The organism is Streptomyces sp. NPDC051555, from assembly GCF_044454405.1.
GTDB lineage: Bacteria > Actinomycetota > Actinomycetes > Streptomycetales > Streptomycetaceae > Streptomyces.
This window is the reverse complement of the sequence record NZ_JBITDP010000015.1, coordinates 99058-119912: the sequence shown is the minus strand read 5'-3', so window position 1 is coordinate 119912 and position 20855 is coordinate 99058. Positions and strand designations below refer to the sequence as shown.

Here is a 20855-nt window from a genome sequence, read left to right as displayed (position 1 = left end):
CCGGGCACGGAATGTGATCATCGGCGGATGTCTCTTCGATTCCGCCCCGCCACCACAGACCCCGCCGACCTCGAACGGGCCGTCGCCTACCCGGCCGACGGCCCGACCGACCCCGTACCCGCACTGGACGCCCAGCGGGTCCGGGACGAACTCGCGGCGAACCAGCTCCGGCCGGAGTGGACCTGGTTCGCCGAGGACGAGGAGGGCCGGATCCTGGCCCGCGCCCTGTGGTGGGGCCGCGCCGACAGCGAGCACCCGCTGGCGCTCGACTGCCTCCAGGTGCGGCCCGAGGTGTCCGACCCGGCCGACCTGGCCGTGCGGCTGCTGGCGGCCGGTCACGAGGCCTTCGGCATCCGGCCGCTGTACAACCTGTCGCTGCCGCACGACTGGCGGGCCACCCCCGCGCTGGCCCGCGCGGTCGCCTGGCGCGAGGAGGCCGCCCGCCGGGCGGGGCTGACCAGCACCGTCGAGCGGCTGCGCTACGAGTGGACGCCCGAGGCGGGGACCGCGGAACCCACGGGCCGACTGGTCTTCCGGGAGGGCACGGACGAGGAGTTCCTCGACTTCTTCGCCCGGCTGTCCCGCGGCAGCCTGGACCTGCACACCCGGGCCGAGCTGCGCACGATGGACGCCGAAGCCCTGGCCCGGGACGACCTGGCCTACTACCTCGACTGCCCGGGCGAGCGCTCCTGGTGGCGCCTGGCCCACCTGCCCGACGGCACCCCGGCGGGGATGGCGATCCCTTCCCGCACCCCCTACCACCGCAACGTCGGCTACCTCGGCGTCGTACCCGAGCTGCGCGGCAAGGGGCTGATCGACGAGGTCCTCGGCGAGATCACCCGCTTCCACGCGGCCGAGGGCGCCGACCGGATCACCGCCACCACGGACACCGTGAACCGGCCGATGGCGGCCGCCTTCGACCGCGCCGGCTACCGGGTGACGGAGATCCGCCTGGTGCTGGAGGAGCCGTCCGGGCCCTGAGCTCCGGAGCCGGCGGCAGGCGGCGCGGGCGATGGCCGCAAGGCCCCGGCCGAGCGGGCGTCGACGCGGTAGCGTGCCGCCGGGGAAGGGGGGCCGGTGTGTCGATCGCCGAGTTGCAGGTGTACTCCGTCGAAGAAGCGGACGTGTCCGGTGGCGTGTGCGTCGTGCGCTGCGTGGGCGGGGTCGCGCGGGCCGGACAGGTCTACGCGGCCGGGGAATCGAGGCTGGGGCTGCGCCGGATCGAGCGGAACGGGCGCCCCGTCGCTTTCTTCGCCGCGGGCAACGTGGCGACGGTGCACCTGACCGGCGCTGTGGTCGCCCTGCTCACCCGGGGCCAGGTGCTGACCTCGGTGCCGCCCGACGGGCACGCCTTGGGCGAGCTGGAGCTCTGGCTGGCCACCGATCCGCCGTTGGACGACGAGCCCAGGCCGCTGGAGCTGCGCGCGCTGGCCGTGGGCCGGTCGCGGGACGGCCGGCTGCCGGACGGGGTGCGACTGCGCTGGGGCCGCGTGGCGGTGGCCGCGACCCGCCGCAAGGCCGCCCGGGCGGGGGAGGACGCGCTGGTGGCCGCCGCCGAGGAGGCGGCCGTACGGGGCTACCTCATCCAGCAGTTCGGCCCCGGGCCCGGCGGGGACCCGGCGGCGCTCTGCCGGGACCTGCTGGCGCTGATCGACCTGACCCCCGGGGCGGCGGCCGGCGAGGCCCGCTCCTGGCGCGACCTGCCCAAGGCCCGCATCCTGCACCTGCGCCGGATCAAGAACCTGCTGCCGTGGCTGGCGCTGGTCCGGCCGCACCTCGCGCCGGACGACCCGCTGGGCGCGGCCGTGGACGCCTGGACGCAGGTCCGGCCGCGGCTTCCGTAGGCCGTCCCGTGCGGATGGTGCGGGATCCCGGCGGGCCGCGTACCCCCGCGCCGGTTCACGAGGGTGCAGCACGCCCCGGGGGTGACGTCATCGCCGCTGGTCACAGGGGTGGGTGCGCCAGTTGCTCGGCGTGTCCCAGCGTGGGCCGCAGGGCATCGAGTTGCGGGATCTGACGGGGTGTCCGTGAGTGGGTGGCGGCGGTACGTCCCATGCCGTCACCGCGCCTGACAGGAGAGAACGTTGCGCCGCTTCACCCGCTACACCGTCCCCGCAGTCCTCTGCGTGTCCCTGCTGGCCGCGTCCCCCGGCCTCGCCGGGGCGGCCTCCCAGGACGCGCACAAGCCCGTCGCCTCCGGTTCGTCCCGGGCCATCCCGGGGACGGACGCGCTGCAACAGCAGGTCGCGTCCCTCGGGGTGACCGGCGAGATCCTCAAGGCCGTCACCGACCTGATCTCCGCCGTGCTCAAGGCCCCCGACGGCAAGGTCCCCGAGGCGGACGCGGCCAAGCTGAAGAAGGCGATCGACGACGCCGTCGCCAAGCTGCCGAAGCCCCCGGTCGACGTCCCGAAGCCGCCGGTCGACGTCCCGAAGCCGCCGGTCGACCTCCCGAAGCCCCCGGTGGACGTGCCGAAGCTCCCGGTGGACGCCCCGAAGCTGCCCGTCGACGCCCCGAAGCTCCCGGTCGACGCCCCGAAGCTTCCCGTCGACGCGCCGAAGCTCCCGGTCGACGCGCCCAAGCTGCCGGTGGTCGCGGCCGCCGCCGCAGGGGCGAAGGCGGCCCCGCTGGACCTGGTCACCGTCGCCGTGGACAACCTCAAGAAGGCCGTCGACGGGCTGCTCAAGGCCTCCGGACCCTGCGGCTGTTCGACCGACGCCGCGGCCAAGTCCACCGACGTCGTGTCGTCCCTGGTCGCCCTGGTCGCGGCGGTCCTGACGGGTGGTGGACTCCCGCCGCTCCCGGTCCCGGTCCCCGCGCTGCCCGTCCCGGCCCCCGCCCTCCCGGTACCGGCCCCGGCGCTGCCCGTCGAGTAGCCGCACCGCGCCCGCGCCCCCGCCCCGACACCCGGTGGTGGGGGCGGGGCACGGGCGGCCCGCCCCCTCAGGGCTCCGCGCACCGGTGCTCCCCCCGTGCCCCGGTGCCACCGCGCGGACCCCCTTGACGGCGGTGCGCGCCGGATGGACGCTCCGGGACCTCGCATCCGTACGCATCTGGGGGGACCGGTATGCCGGAGCAGTCCGACCAGCACGACGAGCACGACCCGCACGACGGGCCCGACCCGCACCGCACCGCCCGCGTCCAGCTCGCCGGGGAGCTGCGGGCCCAGCTCGCCGGCGCCGGGGCCTCGTGGACGGTGAGCGAACACCTCGCCGACCACCAAGCCGTGCCGCGGCCCTCGCTGGGTCTGGAGCCGGGGGCCAACCTCACGCCCGCCGCCGAGGCGGGCCCCGTGGACCTGCGGGCGCTCATCGGCCGCGAGAGCGCGAACCGCGACCTCACCCGGCGCCGCGCGGCGCACGGCCTGCTGCCGGAGACGGAGCCGCCGGTCGTCGGGGCCCGGCCCGCCGCCGTCGACTGGCGGGGCCGCTGGGGCTGGCCCTGGATCACCAAGGTCAAGGACCAGAATCCGTGCGGCTCCTGCTGGGCCTTCGGCGCGACCGGCCTGGTCGAGTCGATGGCGCGCATCGAGCACGCGGTGTGGGCCGAGCGCTCCGAGGGGGACGTGCACGACGGCCTGAAGTTCAGCTGCGGCCAGGGCAGCAACCCCGAGACCGCGCTGGACTGGATCAAGGTCAACGGGGGCATCTGCGACCCGGACTGCTATCCGTACACGACCCCGCCGGCCTCCGTGCCCGCCGACCGCCGCGATGCCTGGCGGGCGGACTACACGCCCAGCTGGGACCGGTCCGGCCGGACCGTGCGGATCGCCGACTACGTCCGGCTCGGCGACGTCGAGCAGCAGAAGGTCTGGCTGGACACGGTCGGCCCGCTGACGGCCTGCTTCGACGTCTACGACGACTTCTTCGGGCTCGGCTCCGGCGTCTACCGGCGCACCAGCGACCACTACGCGGGCGGCCACTGCGTGCTGATCGTCGGCTACGACGACGCGGCCGGGTGCTGGCTCTTCAAGAACTCCTGGGGCACGGGCTACCACGTGGGGGGCTACGGGCGGATCGCCTACGGCGAGGTGAAGATCGACTACTGGGCCAAGTGCGGGCTACGCGGCACCAACGCCGACCCGTGGACCAAGCGCCGACTGCACACCGGGAACGTCTTCGAGAGCGGCAACGGCCGCGCGCACCGCAACTTCGAGATGCTCGCGACGACCGGCGGCGGTCGGCTCCAGCACTGGTGGCGGGAGGGCGACGCGCCCTTCCCGTGGGCCCGCGCCGCGGCCTTCGGCAGCGATGCCTCCGGGCTGCCCGCCTTCACGAGCACCACCTACAACCGGAACCTGGAATCGGTGCACGTCACCACGGGCGGGCGGCTGCACCACTGGTTCTACGACCAGTCCGGCGGCACCTGGCGCGACGCGGGCATCTTCGGCCCCTCCGACGCGGCGCCCGGCAGCACGCCGGGGTTCATCCAGAGCGACTACGGCAAGCCGGGCAACTTCGAGGTGGTCCTGCGGACCGCCGACGGACGCCTCAACCACTGGTGGCGGATCAACGGCTCGCCCTGGACCTGGAACGACGGCGGCCGCTTCGCCTCGGGCATCGCCCACTACGGTCCCGCCCTGGTCCAGACCCGCGCCCGCCACCTCGACCTGGTGGCCACCCGTACCGACGGCCGCATGCAGCTGTGGTGGCGCGACGACCCGAACGGCTTCGCCTGGCGCGCGGGCGAGCTCTTCGGCACCGGGATCACCTCCGCGCCCTGCCTGATCGAGGGCCAGTACGGAGCCGCCGACGAGGACACGGCCGGGAACTACGAGCTGTGCGTGGCGGCGGGCGGCCGGATCGAGCACTGGTGGCGGGGGAACGCGGCGGGCGCGGCCTGGAACCGCAGCGCGGTCTTCGGGCACGACGCGCTCGCGGTCACCGGGATGCTGCAGGGCAGCTTCGGGTTCAATCTGGAGGTCATCGTCCTGCGCACCGACCGCCGACTCCAGCACTACTGGCGCGACGGCGCGGGATGGCACGAGGGGCCGGTGATCGGGCCCGCCTGAGGTGCGGCGACGTGAGCGGAGGGGCCCCGGTGGAGGTACGGACGGTGGCGCTCCGCGTCGGTGAGGCGTACGTCCTGCGCCTCACCGGGCGCGGGGCGCGCGGGTACGTGTGGACCTGGCGCGTGACGGGCGACGCGGACGCGGTGGAGGTGTCCGAGGGGCCTTCTGGCGGCCGGGCGGAGCCGGGCGGCCCGCCGGACCGGGAAGCGGCGCCGGTACTGCCCGGAGCGCCGGTGGAGCGGACGTACGTCGTGCGCGGCCGGTGTCCGGGCGGGCGGGCCCGGATCCGCTTCGCCCAGGTCCGGCCGCCCTACCCCGACGAGGCGCCGTACGACGAGTTCGTGCTGGAGGTCGAGGTCGGGCCCGCTGCCCCTCCCGCGGCGGATTGAGCCGCCGGCGTCCACATCCCGGACGGGTGCCGGGTTGCACCTGTGTTGTATCTATGCTGTGCGCATGCCATCCGCCACGCTCGCGCCCACGGCCGCCGAACGCGTCTACCAGCACGTCAAGAACGGCGTGCTCGACCGCCGCTACGAAGGCGGGACCCTGCTCACCGAGGGCGAGCTCGCCGACGCGGTGGGGGTCTCGCGCACGCCCGTGCGCGAGGCGCTGCTGCGCCTGGAGACGGAAGGGCTGATCAAGCTCTACCCGAAGAAGGGCGCGCTGGTCCTGGCCGTCTCCGCGCAGGAGATCGCCGACGTCGTCGAGACCCGGCTGCTCGTCGAGGAGTTCACCGTCCGGCGGGCCGTACCGGCCGCGCCCGCCCTGCTGGAGCGGCTCGCGGAGCTGATCGACGAGCAGCGTCGGCACGCCGCGAGCGGCGACCTGAGCGCGCTGATCGTCGCCGACCGCTGCTTCCACGCCGAGATCGTCCGCAGCGCCGGCAACCAGATCCTGTCCCGGCTCTACGACCAACTGCGCGACCGGCAGCTGCGGATGGGCGTCGCGCTGCTGCACGCGCACCCCGAGCGGATCGCGAAGACCCTCGCCGAGCACACCGAGATCCTGGACGCGCTGCGCGCCGGGGACGGCGAGAGCGCGGCCGTGGCGGTGCGCGGGCACGTCGGACGGGTCGCGGCCCTGGTCCGGGGTGACGCGCGATGAGCGCCTCCGTCCCCGTCCCGGCGCCGGCTCCAGCCCCCGCCGCCGGCCTGCCGCCCGCGCCCCACCTGCCGATGGACCCGCCGGGCGGGCGGCGGGCCGTCTTCGTCTGGTCCATCGGCGTCGCCGTCTACTTCGTCGCCGTCATCTTCCGCACCAGCCTGGGCGTCGCAGGCCTGGACGCCGCCGACCGCTTCCACGTGAGCGCCTCGGCCCTGTCCACCTTCTCGCTGCTCCAACTGCTCGTGTACGCGGGCATGCAGATACCCGTCGGCCTGATGGTGGACCGCCTCGGCACGAAGAAGGTGCTCACGCTCGGCGCGGTGCTCTTCACGGCCGGCCAGATCGGCTTCGCGCTCTCCCCGTCCTACGGGACGGCGCTGGCCGCGCGCGCCCTGCTGGGCTGCGGCGACGCCATGACCTTCATCTCGGTGCTGCGGCTGGGCACCCGCTGGTTCCCCGCCCGGCAGGGGCCGCTGATGGCGCAGCTCGCCGGGCTGGTGGGCATGGCGGGCAACCTCGTCTCCACGCTGGTGCTGGCGCCCGTACTGCACGGGGTGGGCTGGGTGCCGGCCTTCGCGGGCAGTGCGGTGGCCGGGCTGGTGGTGCTGGTGCCGCTGCTGCTGTTCCTGCGCGACCACCCCGAGGGGCATGCGCCGGCGCCGGTGGCGCGGGGCGAAGGGGGCTACGTACGCCGTCAGATCGCCGAATCCTGGCGCGAGCCCGGGACCCGGCTCGGGCTGTGGGTGCACTTCACGACGCAGTTCCCGGCGATGGTGTTCCTCCTGCTGTGGGGGATGCCGTTCCTGGTCGAGGCGCAGGGGCTGTCGCGCGGCGGGGCGGGCGGGCTGCTGACGCTGATCGTCGTCGCGAACATGGGCTTCGGGCTGTTCTACGGGCAGTTGGTGGGGCGCCGGCAGGGTGCGCGGATCCCGCTGGCGCTCGGCACGGTGGGGGTGACGGCGCTGATGTGGGGCGCGGTGCTGGTGTATCCGGGGGAGCGGGCGCCGATGTGGCTGCTGGTCGCGCTGTGCGTGGTGCTGGGGACGTGCGGGCCCGCGTCGATGATCGGCTTCGACTTCGCGCGCCCGGCGAATCCGGCGGCGCGGCAGGGGACGGCCTCCGGGATCACCAACATGGGCGGGTTCATCGCCTCGATGACGACGCTGCTGGCGGTGGGGGTGCTGTTGGACGCCACCGGGGACGACTACCGGATCGCGTTCTCCTCGGTCTTCGTGCTGGAGGTGCTGGGGGTGTCGCAGATCCTGCGGTTGCGGGGGCGGGCGTTGCGGCGGGAGCGGGAGCGCTCCGCCGGGGGGTCGGTTCCGGTTTCCGCGCCCGCGGGGGCCGCTGGCGCGGCTGCCGTCCAGGTCTGAGGGCGGGGGCGCCGCCGGGCCGCCGCCGGGCCGCCGCCGTGCGTGGTGGGCGGGCCCGGTGGTGCCCTCAAGCGCCGGGCCGGCTTGAGGTGCCTCCGGCGGCGCCTCAAACGCCGGCGGGGCTGGATGTGGGCCGGCCTGGTCCGTAGGCGGGGCCTCGGGCGGCGCCTCAAGCGCCGGCGGGGCTGGATTTGGGCCGGCCTGGTCCGTAGGCGGGGCCTCCGGCGGCGCCTCAAACGCCGGCGGGGCTGGATTTGGCCGGCCTGGTCCGTGGGCGGGGCTGGATTTGGGCCGGCCTGGTCCGTGGGCGGGGCCTCCGGCGGCGCCTCAAACGCCGGCGGGGCTGGATGTGGGCCGGCCCGGTCGGCTACGGCGTGACCGCGAAGTGGGAGAGGATCGCTTCTGCCAGTTCCGGGTCGCCTTCGACCTTTACGCGGTCCGCCAGGGTGTGCCAGCGGCCGCGGCCCGCGGCGAGGCGGACGTAGGTCTGCCAGTCCATCGTCAGCGTCACCGCGGGGCCCAGCGACGGCGCGTTGTCCATCGTGCCGCGGCCCTCGGCGTCGATCCGGACCGTCCGCATGAACTCCAGGGTCCCGTGCACGTCCAGCACCACCGCCGAGCCCGCCGGGGCGCCCGCGTGCTTCGCGACGACCTTCGGGAGTCCCGCCAGCAGCAGGTCCCGGGCGACCAGGGCGCCGGGGGAGTCCCAGTTCCCCGGGACGCCGAGCGCGGCCCGCAGGTCCTGCTCGTGGATCCACACGTCGAAGGCCCGCAGCCGCAGCGCCAGCTCCAGGGTCACCTGCTCGCCCAGCGGTCCGCGCACCATCGTGGTGGCCGGGTCCCGCTTCTCGTTGCGCAGCTGCCGCATCCGCCGGATGACGGTGTACTCCAGCTCCGACGTCATCTCGGGGGCGGTGTGGTGGCGCCGGACGTCCACCTGGACCTCCATGTACCGGGTGAACTCGTCCACCACGTGGAGCAGGTCCCGGGGGAGGGTGTGGATGGGGCGGGGGTCGCCGAGCTGCTCGCACTCGATGCCGATGATGTGTGACACGACGTCACGGACCGACCAGTTGGGGCACGGGGTCGCCCGGTTCCATTCGGCCTCCGCCAGGGGGAGGACCAGTTCGGATATCGCCTCGATGGAGTGGGTCCACGCATCGGCATAGGGCTGAAGGCTGGGATGGACGGTCAACGGGACCCCTCGCGTGCTGTTCAGTGGCGCGTTGTGGACGGTCGGACTGGCGGGCGGCGGCCTTGTCAAAGTTACGCTGCCGTTGAGCACCCCGGCAGTGCTTTCGTGTGACGATCGTAGGCCCCGAGTTGACGGCTTCAATGCCAGAACGGTGGTAGTGTGCGCGCCTCCCTGATCCAAATCGCGGTGAACGAGGGCGAGTCGGTGGTTTCCCGACGTGCCCGGGTGGCGGACCTCGTCCGCGAACAGAGCGGCTCCGATCTGGTGGTGCTGCCGGAACTGTGGGGCGTGGGCGCCTTCTCCTACGAGCAGTTCGAGACGGAGGCGGAGCCGCTGGACGGGCCCACCTTCGAGGTGATGTCCAAGGCGGCGCGCGACGCCGGGGTCTGGCTGCACGCGGGTTCGGTCGTGGAACGCTCCGGTGACGGCTCCCTCTACAACACCACCCTCGTGCTCTCCCCCGAGGGCGAGCTGGCGGCCACGTACCGCAAGATCCACCGCTTCGGCTTCGACCAGGGCGAGGCCGTGCTGATGGCGGCGGGCGGCTCGCTGACGACGGTCACCCTGCCGCAGACCGTGCTCGGCATCGCCACCTGCTACGACCTGCGCTTCCCGGAGCTCTTCCGCGGGCTGGTCGACGCGGGCGCGCAGACCCTGGTGGTGGCCGCGGGCTGGCCCGCCCGCCGCCGCGCGCACTGGACCCTGCTGAACCGGGCGCGCGCCGTCGAGGACCAGGCGTACGTCCTCGCCTGCTGCACCGCCGGGACGCACGCCGGGGTCGAGCAGGCGGGACACAGCCTGGTGGTGGACCCGTGGGGCGAGGTGATCGCCGAGGCGGGCCCGGGCGAGGAGGTGCTGACCGTGGAGCTGGACCCGGCCGAGGTGGCGCAGACCCGGGAGCAGTTCCCGGCCCTGAAGGACCGGATGCTCGGCATCCGCCCGCCGGCCCGCGGCACCTGGGCCACCTCCTAGCGACCGACCCCTGAGCACCGGCCGCCGCGCCCCGCTCGCACGGGGCCCGCGGCCGGTGCTCAGCGGCCGCCGCCGCGCCGCTCGCCCTCCCGGGCTTCCTCCCGCTCCGCCCGCTCCGCCCGCTCCTCCCGCTCCTCCCGCTCCGCCCGCTCCTCCCTTTCCTCGTCCCGCTCCTCGCGCTCCTTCTCGGCCATCCTGATCACGCACACCGCCACCGCCAGCAGCAGCGCCGCGTCCGCCTCCTCCCGGATCACGTCCACGGCGTACGTCTCGCGGACCCGGTACCACTGGCGGGAGATCAGCGACAGCAGCTCGCCCTCGTACTCGACCTTGAACTCGCGGTCCAGGATCCGCCCGCTGACGTCGAGGACGGTCCCCTCGGACAGGGTCACGCGGTAGTGGTTGCGCAGCAGCGAGAGCCGCTTCTTGCGGATGACGGCGAGCTGCTCGCCGTCCCGCTCCAGGGTCATCGCGTCGCGGAAGCTGAACATCTTCTCGCGCAGCGTGATCAGGATCCGGCCGTCCGGGTCCTTCAGCTCCAGGGTGTCGCGGACGCGCAGCGCCTTCCCGTCGACCAGGTAGGCGTGGCGGCCGGCCTCGTCCTCGACCCAGTAGTCGTCGCCGATGGCCAGCACTTTGTCCCGAACGAGGTATTTCATGCCGTCATCGCTGCCCGCGATAGGTTGCCGTCATGCCTCTCCTCTACGTGACCGACCTGGCCTACCCGGCGCGCGGCCGCCGCTACGGCGACGAGGACGTCCTCCTCACCTCGCGGCTGCGCGAGCATTTCCCCCTGGCCCTGTGCCACCCGCTCGACGCGCAGGCCCTGCTGCCCGCCTTCGACGCGGTGATCGTCCGCAACAGCGGGCCCGTCCTGCACCACCAGGAGGCCTACGACGCCTTCCGCGCCCACGCCCTGGCCACCGGGGCCCGGGTCTACAACCCGCTCACCGGCCGCGCCGACATGGCCGGCAAGCAGTACCTGCTGGACCTCACCAGGTCGGGCCATCCGGTGATACCCACCGTCGACGACCCCGCCGACCTGCACCTCCTGCCGCAGGTGGCCGAGTACGCCGTCAAGCCCCGCCAGGGCGCCGACTCGATCGGCCTGGCCTTCACCGCCGACCCGGCCGCGCACCTCGCGGACCTCGCGGGCCGGGGGGCCGCCCCCGGCTCGCTCCTGATCCAGCCCCGGATCGACTTCGAGCACGAGGTGTCCTTCTACTTCGTCGACGACGCCTTCCAGTACGCCCTGTACGCGCCCGACCCGGCCCGCCGCTGGGACCTGGAGCCCTACGACCCGAGCCCCGCGGACCTCGACTTCGCCCGCACCTTCATCGGCTGGAACACCCTGACCCACGGGATCCAGCGGGTCGACGCCTGCCGCGCCCCGTCGGGCGAACTCCTGCTGGTCGAGCTGGAGGACCTCAACCCCTACCTGTCCCTGGAGCTGCTCCCGGAGCCCGTCCGTGACGCCTTCGTGAACGCCCTGGTGGGCTCCCTGCGGTCCTTCCTGGGCTGATGGCACCCTTGACGCATGAATCCTGCCGCGTCCGCACCCCGTCGCGCCCGAGTCCGTGCCCCCGAGCTGATCGGCAAGGGCGGCTGGCTCAACACCGGTGACACCTCCTACACCCTCGCCGACCTGCGAGGACGGATCGTCATCCTCGACTTCTGGACCTTCTGCTGCATCAACTGCCTGCACGTCCTCGACGAGCTGCGGGAGCTGGAGGAGAAGCACCGGGACACCGTCGTGATCATCGGCGTGCACTCGCCGAAGTTCGTGCACGAGGCCGAGCACCAGGCCGTCGTCGACGCCGTCGAGCGCTACGAGGTCCACCACCCCGTCCTCGACGACCCCGAGCTGGCCACCTGGAAGCAGTACGCCGTACGCGCCTGGCCCACGCTCGTGGTGATCGACCCGGAGGGGTACATCGTCGCGCAGCACGCCGGCGAGGGGCACGCGCACGCCATCGCGCGGCTCGTCGAGGAGCTGGAGGCGGAGCACGCGGCGAAGGGCACCCTGCGGCGCGGGGACGGGCCGTACGTGGCGCCGGCGCCGGTCGCGACCGACCTGCGCTTCCCCGGCAAGGCGCTCGTGCTGCCCTCCGGGAACGTCCTGGTGTCCGACTCGACCCGGCACCAGCTCGTGGAGCTGGCCGCCGACGGCGAGAGCGTGGTGCGGCGGATCGGCAGTGGGGAGCGCGGCTTCGGGCCCGAAGCCTTCAGCGAGCCGCAGGGCCTGGCGCTGCTGCCCGACGGCCGGGTCGTGGTCGCGGACACCGTCAACCACGCGCTGCGCGTCCTCGACCCGGCCACCGGCGCCGTGGAGACCGTCGCCGGTACGGGCCGCCAGTGGTGGCAGGGCTCGCCGACGGCCGGGCCCGCGCGCGAGGTGGACCTGTCCTCGCCGTGGGACGTGGCCTGGTGGCGGGGCCGGGTGTGGATCGCCATGGCCGGCGTGCACCAGCTGTGGACCTGGGACCCGCAGAGCGACACCGTGGCGGTGGCGGCCGGCACCACCAACGAGGGGCTGGTCGACGGGCCCGCCGCCGAGGCCTGGTTCGCGCAGCCCTCCGGGCTCGCGGCGGCCGGGGACCGGCTGTGGATCGCCGACTCCGAGACCAGCGCGCTGCGCTGGGTCGAGCCGGTGGCGGGCGAGGCGGACGCGTACGCGATCCGGACCGCCGTCGGCAGCGGCCTGTTCGACTTCGGCCACCGGGACGGCGCGGCGGACCAGGCACTGCTCCAGCACCCGCTCGGGGTGACCGTCCTGCCGGACGGCTCGGTCGCCGTCTGCGACACGTACAACCACGCCCTGCGCCGCTACGACCCCGCCACGGGCGAGGTCAGCACCCTGGCGACCGACCTGCGCGAGCCCAGCGACGCGGTGCTGGTCGGTGAGGACATCCTGGTCGTGGAGTCCGCACGGCACCGGCTGACCCGGCTGCGGCTGCCGGAGGAGGCCGTCCGCGTCGAGTCGGTCGCCCACCGCACGCAGCGCGCGGCCACCGAGGTCGCGCCGGGCACGCTCCGGCTGGAGGTGGTCTTCCGGGCCCCGACCGGGCAGAAGCTGGACGACCGGTACGGTCCCTCCACCCGGCTCCAGGTCTCCTCGACCCCGCCGGAGCTGCTGGCCGGCGGCGCGGGGCAGGGGACGGACCTCTTCCGGGACCTGGTGTTCGCGGAGGGGGTCACCGAGGGCGTGCTGCACGTCTCGGCGATGGCGGCCTCCTGCGACGACGACCCGGAGAACGAGTACCCCGCCTGCCACATGCACCAGCAGGACTGGGGGGTTCCGGTCCGGGTCGCCCCGGGGGGCGCGGCACGCCTGCCGCTGGTCCTGGCGGGCCTGGACGCCTGACCCCGGCGGGGTCGGCCACCTCCAGCCTCGCCCGGAGCCCATCCAGCCCCGCCGGCGTTTGAGGCGCCGCCGGAGGCGAGAGCAAGCCGCAGGCGCCCACCGGCGGATCCCTCCGATCCCTCCGGGGGCGCCTCAATCGCCGGCGAGGCTGAAATGGCTCCGGCGGGGCTGAAATGGCCCCGCCGGGGAGGGGGTCAGCCCTCCAGGAAGGAGACCAGGGCGTTGGCCAGGAGGTACGGGTCGTCCGCGCCGCACAGTTCTCGGGCGCTGTGCATGGAGAGGATCGCGACGCCGATGTCGACGGTCTGGATGCCGTGGCGCGCGGCCGTGATCGGGCCGATCGTGGTGCCGCAGGGCATCGAGTTGTTGGAGACGAAGCTCTGCCACGGCACGCCCGCGCGCTCGCACGCCGCCGCGAACACCGCGCGCCCGCTGCCGTCCGTCGCGTACCGCTGGTTGACGTTGACCTTGAGGATCGGGCCGCCGTTGGCGCGCGGGTGGTGCGTCGGGTCGTGCCGCTCGCCGTAGTTGGGGTGCACCGCGTGACCGGTGTCCGAGGAGAGGCAGATGGTGCCCGCGAAGGAGCGCGCACGGTCCTCGTAGCTACCGCCGCGCGCGAAGACTGAACGTTCCAGCACGTTGCCCAGCAGGGGTCCGTCCGCGCCCGTGTCCGACTGCGAGCCGTTCTCCTCGTGGTCGAAGGCGGCCAGCACCGGGATGTGGTCCAGGTGTTCGGCGGTGGACACGGCGGCCAGCGCGGCGATGCCCGCGTGCACCGACAGCAGGTTGTCCATCCGCGGTCCGGCGAGCAGTTCTCGGTCACGGCCCAGGTAGGCCGGCGGCTCGATCGAGTGGACCATCAGGTCCCAGCCCGCCACCGCGCCCTGGGGCAGGCCCTCTTCCTCCTCCAGGAAGGCGATCAGGTCGCCCTCGTGCGCCTCGCCCAGACCCCAGATCGGCTGCATGTGCCGCTGCTTGTCCAGCTTGAGGCCGTCGGAGTTGACGGACCGGTCCAGGTGCACGGCCAACTGCGGCACGCGCAGCAGCGCGCGGTCGATGTTGACCAGCCGCTCGGTGCCGTCGCGCAGGGTCAGTCGTCCCGCGAGGCCCAGGTCACGGTCCAGCCAGGTGTTGAGCAGGGTGCCGCCGTAGACCTCGACGGCGATCTGCCGCCAGCCCTGTGACCCGGTGTCAGGAAGCGGCTTGACCCGGAGGTTGGGGGAGTCGGTGTGCGCGCCGATGATCCGGTACGGGGTGTGCGGGGTCGCGCTCTCGGGGACGTACCAGGCGATGAGCGCGCCGCCGCGCAGTACGAACTTGCCCCCCGCGCTCGAATCCCAGGCGTCCGTTTCCGACAACTGCCTGAAGCCGGCCTTTTCCAGCCGCTCGCCCGCGTTGGCGACGGCGTGGTACGGCGAGGGGCTCGCCGCCAGGTAGGTCATCAGATCGTCGGTGTGGCCGCGGTCGAAGCGGGCGGGAGAGCTCATGTGGTTCACCTTAACGACGGTCGTGTTCGTCATGGCCGGGCTGTGGCGGATAGCCCACGGACAGCCGGAGGACGAGGGCGCGGTGGTGGTGTGAACTGCGATCCCGGTCGGCTCAGCCCGGCGGACGCTCGAAGCGGCGCTGCAGCTGCCTGCGCTCGCCCCGGCGGATGCGCGGGAGCATCTCAGGGGTCTGCGCGGAGCGCTGTGCGCGCCTCTTGCGTCCGGCGCAGAAGATACATGCCTCGCCGGGCGGAGCGTCGGGATCCATCGGCGCGCCGGGATGTTCGGCACATCCCGACGCGTTGCGCGGGCGGGACAGCTCGCGGGCCACGATGAAGGCCCGGTGCAGGTTGTCGGCGACCCGGACGAACTCGTCGTCCGGTGAGCCGATCGTCAGGTGGAAGCGGTATTCGTCGAGCGTACGGAGGTACTGCCGGAGCTTCTCCAGCGTGTACGGGCCCTCCGGCACGGGGTAGCCGAGGCGGCGCTGTTCCCCCGCCGGAGCCGGGGTGGGGGCCCCGCCGCGGCCGCGCAGGCCCATCCGGCGCCGGTCGTTGCAGAGCAGGCAGCGGCCCCAGCCGTCGGGCGCCTCCGGGTCCAGGGCGCCGTTGGGGTGCTGGGGGCAGCCGGTGTAGCTCTTGGAGGGAGCCAGGGCCGAGGCCGTCTGGAAGGCGGTGTAGAGCGCGTCCGCGATGCCGTCGTACTCGGTGGGGTGCGCGCCCTCGTAGAGGTCCTGGACGCCGTCGCCGAGCGCGCCGAGTTTCGCGTGCAGCTCCTTGAGGGCGTACGGCCGCCCGGTCGGGACGGAGTACCCCCTGCTGTGCTGCTCGTGTGCGCTCATACCTACGAGCGTCCCACGAACCGCCGACAACCCGTGCACGCGGTCGGCCGGACCCCAGCTGAGCTGGGAGTCCGGCCGGCGCGCGTACACCGCGTACGTCGTGGGTCGTGGGTTCCTGCGGGGCGGTGCCCGGGACTAGAAGGCCGCCTCGTCGAGGTCCATCAGGGTGTTGTCGACGGCCTCGGCCAGCTGGCGCTGGACCGCGACGCCCGGCAGGACCTGACCGGCGAAGAACTTCGCCGCGGCGATCTTGCCCGTGTAGAAGGCGACGTCCTTGGCGGCGGCCGTCGGGAGCTTCTCGGCGGCCACGGCCGCGCCCTTGAGCAGCAGGTAGCCGACGATCACGTCGCCCGAGGCCATCAGCAGGCGGGTGGTGTTCTGGCCGACCTTGTAGATGTTCTTGACGTCCTCGCCGGTGGCGGTGAGGTCGGTGACCATCTGGCCGACGATGGCCTCCAGGTCCACGGCGGCCTTGGCCAGCGCGTCGCGGGCGCCGGAGAGCTCTTCGCCGCCGACGGCCTCGGCGAGGAACTTCTTGATCGTCTCGGTGAGGACGTTCAGCGAGGCGCCCTGGTCGCGGACGATCTTGCGGAAGAAGAAGTCCTGGCCCTGGATCGCCGTGGTGCCCTCGTAGAGGGTGTCGATCTTGGCGTCCCGGATGTACTGCTCGATCGGGTATTCCTGCAGGTAGCCGGAGCCGCCGAAGGTCTGCAGGGACTGGGCGAGCTGTTCGTAGGACTTCTCCGAGCCATAGCCCTTCACGACCGGCAGGAGCAGGTCGTTCAGGCCGATGAGGGCGGAGGCGTCCTCGCCCGCGGCCTGCTTGACCTGGATCTCGTCCTGGACGGAGGCGGTGTAGAGGACCAGGGCGCGCATGCCCTCGGCGTACGCCTTCTGCGTCATGAGCGAGCGGCGCACGTCGGGGTGGTGCGTGATGGTGACCTTGGGCGCGCTCTTGTCCATGAAGTTCGCCAGGTCCGGACCCTGCACGCGCTCCTTGGCGTACTCCAGGGCGTTCAGGTAGCCGGTGGAGAGGGTGGCGATGGCCTTCGTGCCGACCATCATCCGCGCGAACTCGATGATCATGAACATCTGGCGGATGCCGTCGTGCTTGTCACCGATCAGCCAGCCCTTGGCGGGGTGCTGGTCGCCGAAGGTCATCTCGCAGGTGTTGGAGGCCTTGAGCCCCATCTTGTGCTCGACGTTCGTGGCGTAGACGCCGTTGCGCTCGCCCAGCTCGCCGGTCTCCCAGTCGAAGTGGAACTTCGGGACCAGGAAGAGCGACAGGCCCTTGGTGCCCGGGCCGTGGCCCTCGGGGCGGGCGAGGACGTAGTGGAGGATGTTCTCCTCCATGTCGTGCTCACCGGAGGTGATGAAGCGCTTGACGCCCTCGATGTGCCAGGAGCCGTCCGCCTGCTCGATCGCCTTGGTGCGGCCCGCGCCGACGTCCGAACCCGCGTCGGGCTCGGTGAGGACCATGGTGGAGCCCCAGCGCTTCTCGACCGCGATCGCCGCGACCTTCTTCTGCGCCTCGTTGCCCTCTTCGAAGAGGATGCCGGCGAAGGCCGGGCCGGAGGAGTACATCCAGACGGCCGGGTTCGCGCCCAGGATGGTCTCGGCGAACGCCCAGATGAGGGAGCGCGGCGAGGTGGTGCCGCCGATCTCCTCGGGCAGGCCCAGGCGCCAGTACTCGGAGTCCATGAAGGCCTTGTAGCTCTTCTTGAAGGACGCCGGGACGGGCGCGGTGTTGGTGGTGGGGTCGAAGACCGGCGGGTTGCGGTCGGCGTCCTCGAAGGAGGCGGCCAGCTCGTTCTCCGAGAGCTTGGTCATCTCGCTGAGGATGGTCTTGGCGGTCTCGGTGTCCATCTCTCCGAACGGGCCGGTGCCGTACAGCTTGTCGCGGCCGAGCACCTCGAACAGGTTGAACTCGATGTCGCGCAGATTCGACTTGTAGTGCCCCATGGCTACGGCTCCGTTTTAAGGCTCGGGGAGACAGGATCCTCGTACTTACCAATCGGTAATGTCATGATGCTACCCACGGGTAATAAGAACAACCCTTGCTCGACGACTGTGACCAGCATCAAGCCAGAAACGCTGGAGAGCCGCTCAAGGGGGTCCGGCCGTGCAGCCCACCGCCTTCCGGGCCGCGGGCTCGTACGCCGTGATCAGGGCGGTGAGGGCGGTACGCCGCGCTGCCGCGTCGGAGGGCCCGCCGGAGGCCGACACCTCGGTGATGAAGAGCCGTGGCTGGCCCTGGAAGGTGCACTTCACGGTCGCCAGGGCCAGCGAGTCCGCCACCCAGCCCTCCCCTCCCGGGAAGGTGATCTTCTCGGGGTGCCCGGAACGGTCGAGCTTCTCCTGGATGACCTTGGGCAGCTCCGCCACCTCGGTGCTCACGTCCGTCTTCAGCGAGAGCGCCGGCTTCGCGTCCACCGAGAGCGTGCAGCGCGCACTGCCCTGCCCGAGGTCCTCCGGCTGGACCCGCAGGGCGTCACCGGCCGGCAGCAGGGGCTTCAGGGCCGCGGCGCCCACGCCGACCCCGCAGGCGCTGTCCGGGACGGCGTACTCGCGGTCCTGGCCGCAGCCCGCCAGGGCGAGCAGCAGGCCGACCGCTGCCAGCGTCGTCAGGCCGCGGCGCCTCATCCGTTGCCCGCCAGGCCCGACGCCCGCTGGTTGCCGTCGAAGGCGGCGCCGTTGATCTCGTGCGTCAGGGTGTAGCGGTTCTGGCCGGGGTGCGGGTTGGTCGCGGCCCACTCGTCGGCCAGCGCCTGGAGCTGGCGCTCGCGGACCGTGAAGGTATCGCCGTTCTGCCGCGAGATCTCGGCGCTGATCCGGGCCTGCTCGTCGAGCTGCCACTGGTAGGCGAGCGCGTCGACGCCGCGCTGCGCGACGTCGCCGACGACCGGGATGAAGTTCACCGCCGAGCCGAAGCCGTGGTAGATCCACTTCGCGTCCCAGCTCGGGTCCTCCTTGTCCGTCTGGATCGCCTGGTACCGGGCCTCCTCCAGGAAGCCGACCGTGGCCCCGGAGCGCAGCAGCGTCTCCTTCTGGTCCGTGGGGACGCCCGTGTGGATGTCGTTGACCATCTCGCGGTTCATGGCCTCGTTGAGCATGCCGTAGGCGTTCTGGTCGCGGGAGACCTGCTTGCTGACCTCCAGCAGCTCCTTGCGGTCGAGGAGGCGGGGGTCGCCCGCGTCGTCGGCGAGCGTGCTGGCGGTGTGGTTGACCACGTCGCTGTGCCGGGACAGCACCTTGGCCATGTCGTCGCGCATCTCGGGCGGGAAGTCGTTCCCCGTCTGCGAGAGGTACGTCAGCGAGCGGTCCAGCACCTTGCGGTGCTCGGGGCCCAGGTCGACCTGGTGGGCGTTCGGGTCGAGCGGGTTCTGCCCGGTCGCCGCCGCGACCAGGGCGTTGCCGGTCGCCTCGCGGGAGGAGTTGCCGTCGTGGCTGTTGGTCGGGGTGTCGTCGAAGACGGTCCGGTCCTTGAGGACGTACTGCGCGTTGTCCGTCGGCTGCGTCGTGTTGAAGAACTCGGTCGCCGCGTTGGGGCTGTTGGCCAGGCCCGTCATGAAGCCGGTCATCGGGTCGCGGCCGAAGTCGTCGCCGGTGAAGTTCATCTTCGGCATCGGGGGGACGCCGCCGTTCCAGTAGTGGTCCGGCATCTTCATCTTCTTCTCGGTGGCCACCAGTGCGTTGCCGTAGTCGTTCAGGAAGCGGTTGTCCCAGTCGCCGTTCCTCATCAGGTTGCTCATCAGCTGGAAGCCGTAGACCCGCGTGCCGCGCGTCTGGACCATCTGGTCGCCCTGCCGGACCATCTCGTCCTCCCAGCCGCGCATCGCCGGGCTGTCGGACTGGGTGGCCCCGGCCAGCGTGAAGCTGAGGTTCTTCTGGAAGTCGCCGAGCTGGTCGAAGCGGGCCCGCTGGAGGGCGCCGCCGTCGGAGGGGTCCGAGAGGTCCGCCCAGAAGTCCAGCAGGCCGCGCGGGCCGAGCGTGGTCGCGAACTCCTCCTGGAAGAGCCGGTCGTCCTTGTGGGCCGCGAGGTCCTTGTTGAGCTGGTCGAACTCCTCGGGCGTCAGGTCGTCGCCCTTCTTCTTGAGGAGGTTCGCGATCCGCTCCGCGTCCTTGATGGCCGCCGCGGCCACGTCCCGGTTGTAGTAGCTGGCGTCGGAGAAGCCGTACGGGTTCTGGCTCACCAGCATCGACAGGGCCTGCGCCGCCGTGGTGTCGCTCTCCGTGGCCCGCTGGAGGATCCCCTGGACGGTGTCGCGCAGCGCGATGGCGTCGGCCTCGGTGTGCTCGGGCACGGGGTGGCCCTTGGCGGCGCGGTCCGGGTGGATGTTCATGGTGACCGTGAAACCGCCGTTGCCGGTACCGACCACGGTCAGGTTCCGGGCCAGGGCCTGCTCGATGGTCGTGTTCAACTCGGTCTTGTAGCCGACCAGTTCGCCGTGGGTGTCGCTCAGGATGTTGCGGATGCTGTCCGCTTCGGTCGCCGCGTCGGTGAATTCCTTGGCGGTCTTGCCGATGAACTCCCGGGTCACGGTGGCGTTCACCCCGGCCCAGTTCGCCTTGGCCGCCTTCCCGCCCATGTCGGTGCGCGCGTCCTCGGACAGCTGCTGGAGCTTGGTGACCATCGCGGACCAGTCGCTGACGGCGGTGGCCAGCTTGCCGAAGTCCGCGAAGCGGAGTGCGTCGAGGTCCATCAGTGCCGCGCCCTTTCCTCGAAGCCCTTGTCCAGCTGCTCGTACTTGAGCTGCGTGGCGATCCAGTGCTCGCCCTCGGCGTGCGCGTTCTGCGTGTAGTCGAGGTGGTTGGAGATGTGCGCGCACGCCTCCAGCAGGCTGTTGACCTGGGCGTTCCACTTGTCGCCGACGGTGGACAGGGCGCCGCCGAGCGCGAAGTCCTTCTTCATGGCGCCGGCCGCCTCGTAGGTACTGGCCTTGGCGTGGTCCCCGTCGGTGTCCAACCGCTGGTGCAGCTTGAAGGCCGCGTCGCCGACGGCCGCGAGGTCCTGCTGCGTGACGACGAGGTCCCCCTGGGGCGCCGGCCCGCCGCCCCCGTCGTCGGGCACGTGGTTGAGGCGCACCCCCGCCTGTTTGTCGGCCACCGAGGCGCGTACTTGCGCCCATTCCTGGTCGAACGACATCGGATTCCCCCGTAGAACGTGACGTCATCGGATCGATCCCGGCCAGGCTAGTACGCGCCACCCCGCGTCCCCCAGGGCCTTTCGTTCCAGTACTGCTACGCCCCTGTCAGCGTCGCAGCGCCGCCGCGCGCAGTACGTCGGCCAGCCGGTCCGCGGTGGTGACGTTGCAGTTGCCGAGGCTGATCAGGGGCGGGCTCAGGTAGACGCTGGCGAAGGTCGGCAGGTCGAGCCCGAGGGAGGGCAGCGTGATCCCGTGCGCGGTGAGTGCCTCCCGCAGCCGGATCATGCTGGCGCGGGCGGTGTCGTCGCTGTCGTGGTCGCTCATGGTGACTCCTGGTGTCTACGTTCTGTGACGAATCGCT

18 protein-coding genes and 1 pseudogene are annotated in these 20855 nt (G+C 72.5%); 10 read left to right on the top strand and 9 right to left on the bottom strand.

The window, feature by feature from the left end:
* Positions 1-27: 27 nt before the first annotated feature.
* The 7 genes from ACIBEA_RS27705 to ACIBEA_RS27675 all read left to right on the top strand — a co-directional run bounded on the left by ACIBEA_RS27705 (position 28) and on the right by ACIBEA_RS27675 (position 7488).
* Positions 28-981: a GNAT family N-acetyltransferase gene (locus tag ACIBEA_RS27705; protein ID WP_399265434.1), complete on the top strand. Its 954-nt coding sequence runs from the start codon at positions 28-30 to the stop codon at positions 979-981.
* Positions 982-1079: 98 nt separating this feature from the next.
* Complete coding sequence (locus tag ACIBEA_RS27700) at positions 1080-1844, top strand: hypothetical protein (RefSeq protein ID WP_399265432.1); 765 nt, start codon at positions 1080-1082, stop codon at positions 1842-1844.
* A gap of 240 nt (positions 1845-2084) precedes the next feature.
* Positions 2085-2876: a hypothetical protein gene (locus ACIBEA_RS27695; RefSeq protein WP_399265430.1), complete on the top strand. Its 792-nt coding sequence runs from the start codon at positions 2085-2087 to the stop codon at positions 2874-2876.
* A gap of 191 nt (positions 2877-3067) precedes the next feature.
* Positions 3068-5011, top strand: a complete 1944-nt coding sequence (locus tag ACIBEA_RS27690; protein ID WP_399265428.1) for a C1 family peptidase — start codon at positions 3068-3070, stop codon at positions 5009-5011.
* Positions 5012-5022: 11 nt separating this feature from the next.
* On the top strand, positions 5023-5400 hold the full coding sequence (locus tag ACIBEA_RS27685; protein ID WP_399265426.1) for a protease inhibitor I42 family protein: 378 nt from the start codon (positions 5023-5025) through the stop codon (positions 5398-5400).
* A 64-nt stretch (positions 5401-5464) separates the two neighbouring features.
* Positions 5465-6115, top strand: coding sequence for a GntR family transcriptional regulator (locus ACIBEA_RS27680; protein WP_399265424.1), 651 nt, complete (start codon positions 5465-5467; stop codon positions 6113-6115).
* On the top strand, positions 6112-7488 hold the full coding sequence (locus ACIBEA_RS27675; protein WP_399265422.1) for a nitrate/nitrite transporter: 1377 nt from the start codon (positions 6112-6114) through the stop codon (positions 7486-7488). Before ACIBEA_RS27680 ends, ACIBEA_RS27675 begins: the two co-directional genes overlap by 4 nt.
* Positions 7489-7855: 367 nt before the next feature.
* Here the strand turns inward: ACIBEA_RS27675 and ACIBEA_RS27670 are convergent, their stop codons facing one another.
* A complete protein-coding gene (locus tag ACIBEA_RS27670; RefSeq protein ID WP_399265420.1) occupies positions 7856-8683 on the bottom strand; it encodes a maleylpyruvate isomerase family mycothiol-dependent enzyme in 828 nt (275 codons plus the stop codon).
* Positions 8684-8842: 159 nt separating this feature from the next.
* Between ACIBEA_RS27670 and ACIBEA_RS27665 the strand changes: the two genes are divergently transcribed.
* Positions 8843-9655: a carbon-nitrogen family hydrolase gene (locus tag ACIBEA_RS27665; protein ID WP_399265418.1), complete on the top strand. Its 813-nt coding sequence runs from the start codon at positions 8843-8845 to the stop codon at positions 9653-9655.
* 170 nt (positions 9656-9825) lie between these two features.
* Here the strand turns inward: ACIBEA_RS27665 and ACIBEA_RS27660 are convergent.
* Positions 9826-10314 (bottom strand): annotated as a pseudogene (locus tag ACIBEA_RS27660) (LURP-one-related/scramblase family protein); the annotation flags it as partial.
* Positions 10315-10346: 32 nt separating this feature from the next.
* Here ACIBEA_RS27660 and ACIBEA_RS27655 point away from each other — a divergent pair.
* Both ACIBEA_RS27655 and ACIBEA_RS27650 read left to right on the top strand, forming a co-directional pair.
* The gene (locus ACIBEA_RS27655; RefSeq protein WP_399265416.1) at positions 10347-11177 is read left to right on the top strand and encodes a hypothetical protein; all 831 of its coding nucleotides are present in this window, start codon (positions 10347-10349) and stop codon (positions 11175-11177) included.
* Positions 11178-11192: 15 nt separating this feature from the next.
* Positions 11193-13019 (top strand): NHL domain-containing thioredoxin family protein, encoded by a 1827-nt coding sequence (locus ACIBEA_RS27650; RefSeq protein ID WP_399265414.1) that lies wholly within the window; start codon positions 11193-11195, stop codon positions 13017-13019.
* A gap of 194 nt (positions 13020-13213) precedes the next feature.
* On the opposite strand, the gene ACIBEA_RS27645 is transcribed toward ACIBEA_RS27650, so the two are convergent.
* The 7 genes from ACIBEA_RS27645 to ACIBEA_RS27615 all read right to left on the bottom strand — a co-directional run bounded on the left by ACIBEA_RS27645 (position 13214) and on the right by ACIBEA_RS27615 (position 20818).
* The gene (locus tag ACIBEA_RS27645; protein WP_399265411.1) at positions 13214-14506 is read right to left on the bottom strand and encodes a M18 family aminopeptidase; all 1293 of its coding nucleotides are present in this window, start codon (positions 14504-14506) and stop codon (positions 13214-13216) included.
* 112 nt (positions 14507-14618) lie between these two features.
* Positions 14619-15347 (bottom strand): hypothetical protein, encoded by a 729-nt coding sequence (locus tag ACIBEA_RS27640; protein ID WP_399265409.1) that lies wholly within the window; start codon positions 15345-15347, stop codon positions 14619-14621.
* A 135-nt stretch (positions 15348-15482) separates the two neighbouring features.
* Positions 15483-17309: an acyl-CoA dehydrogenase gene (locus ACIBEA_RS27635; protein WP_399265407.1), complete on the bottom strand. Its 1827-nt coding sequence runs from the start codon at positions 17307-17309 to the stop codon at positions 15483-15485.
* A 144-nt stretch (positions 17310-17453) separates the two neighbouring features.
* Positions 17454-17990 carry a hypothetical protein gene (locus ACIBEA_RS27630; RefSeq protein ID WP_399265405.1) on the bottom strand — a complete coding sequence of 179 codons (537 nt, stop codon included), beginning with the start codon at positions 17988-17990 and terminating at the stop codon, positions 17454-17456.
* Positions 17987-20050 carry a hypothetical protein gene (locus ACIBEA_RS27625; protein ID WP_399265403.1) on the bottom strand — a complete coding sequence of 688 codons (2064 nt, stop codon included), beginning with the start codon at positions 20048-20050 and terminating at the stop codon, positions 17987-17989. The genes ACIBEA_RS27630 and ACIBEA_RS27625 overlap by 4 nt, the downstream gene beginning before the upstream one ends.
* Complete coding sequence (locus tag ACIBEA_RS27620; protein ID WP_399265401.1) at positions 20050-20493, bottom strand: hypothetical protein; 444 nt, start codon at positions 20491-20493, stop codon at positions 20050-20052. The genes ACIBEA_RS27625 and ACIBEA_RS27620 overlap by 1 nt, the downstream gene beginning before the upstream one ends.
* Positions 20494-20599: 106 nt before the next feature.
* The gene (locus ACIBEA_RS27615; RefSeq protein WP_399265399.1) at positions 20600-20818 is read right to left on the bottom strand and encodes a hypothetical protein; all 219 of its coding nucleotides are present in this window, start codon (positions 20816-20818) and stop codon (positions 20600-20602) included.
* Between the last annotated feature and the right edge of the window lie 37 nt (positions 20819-20855).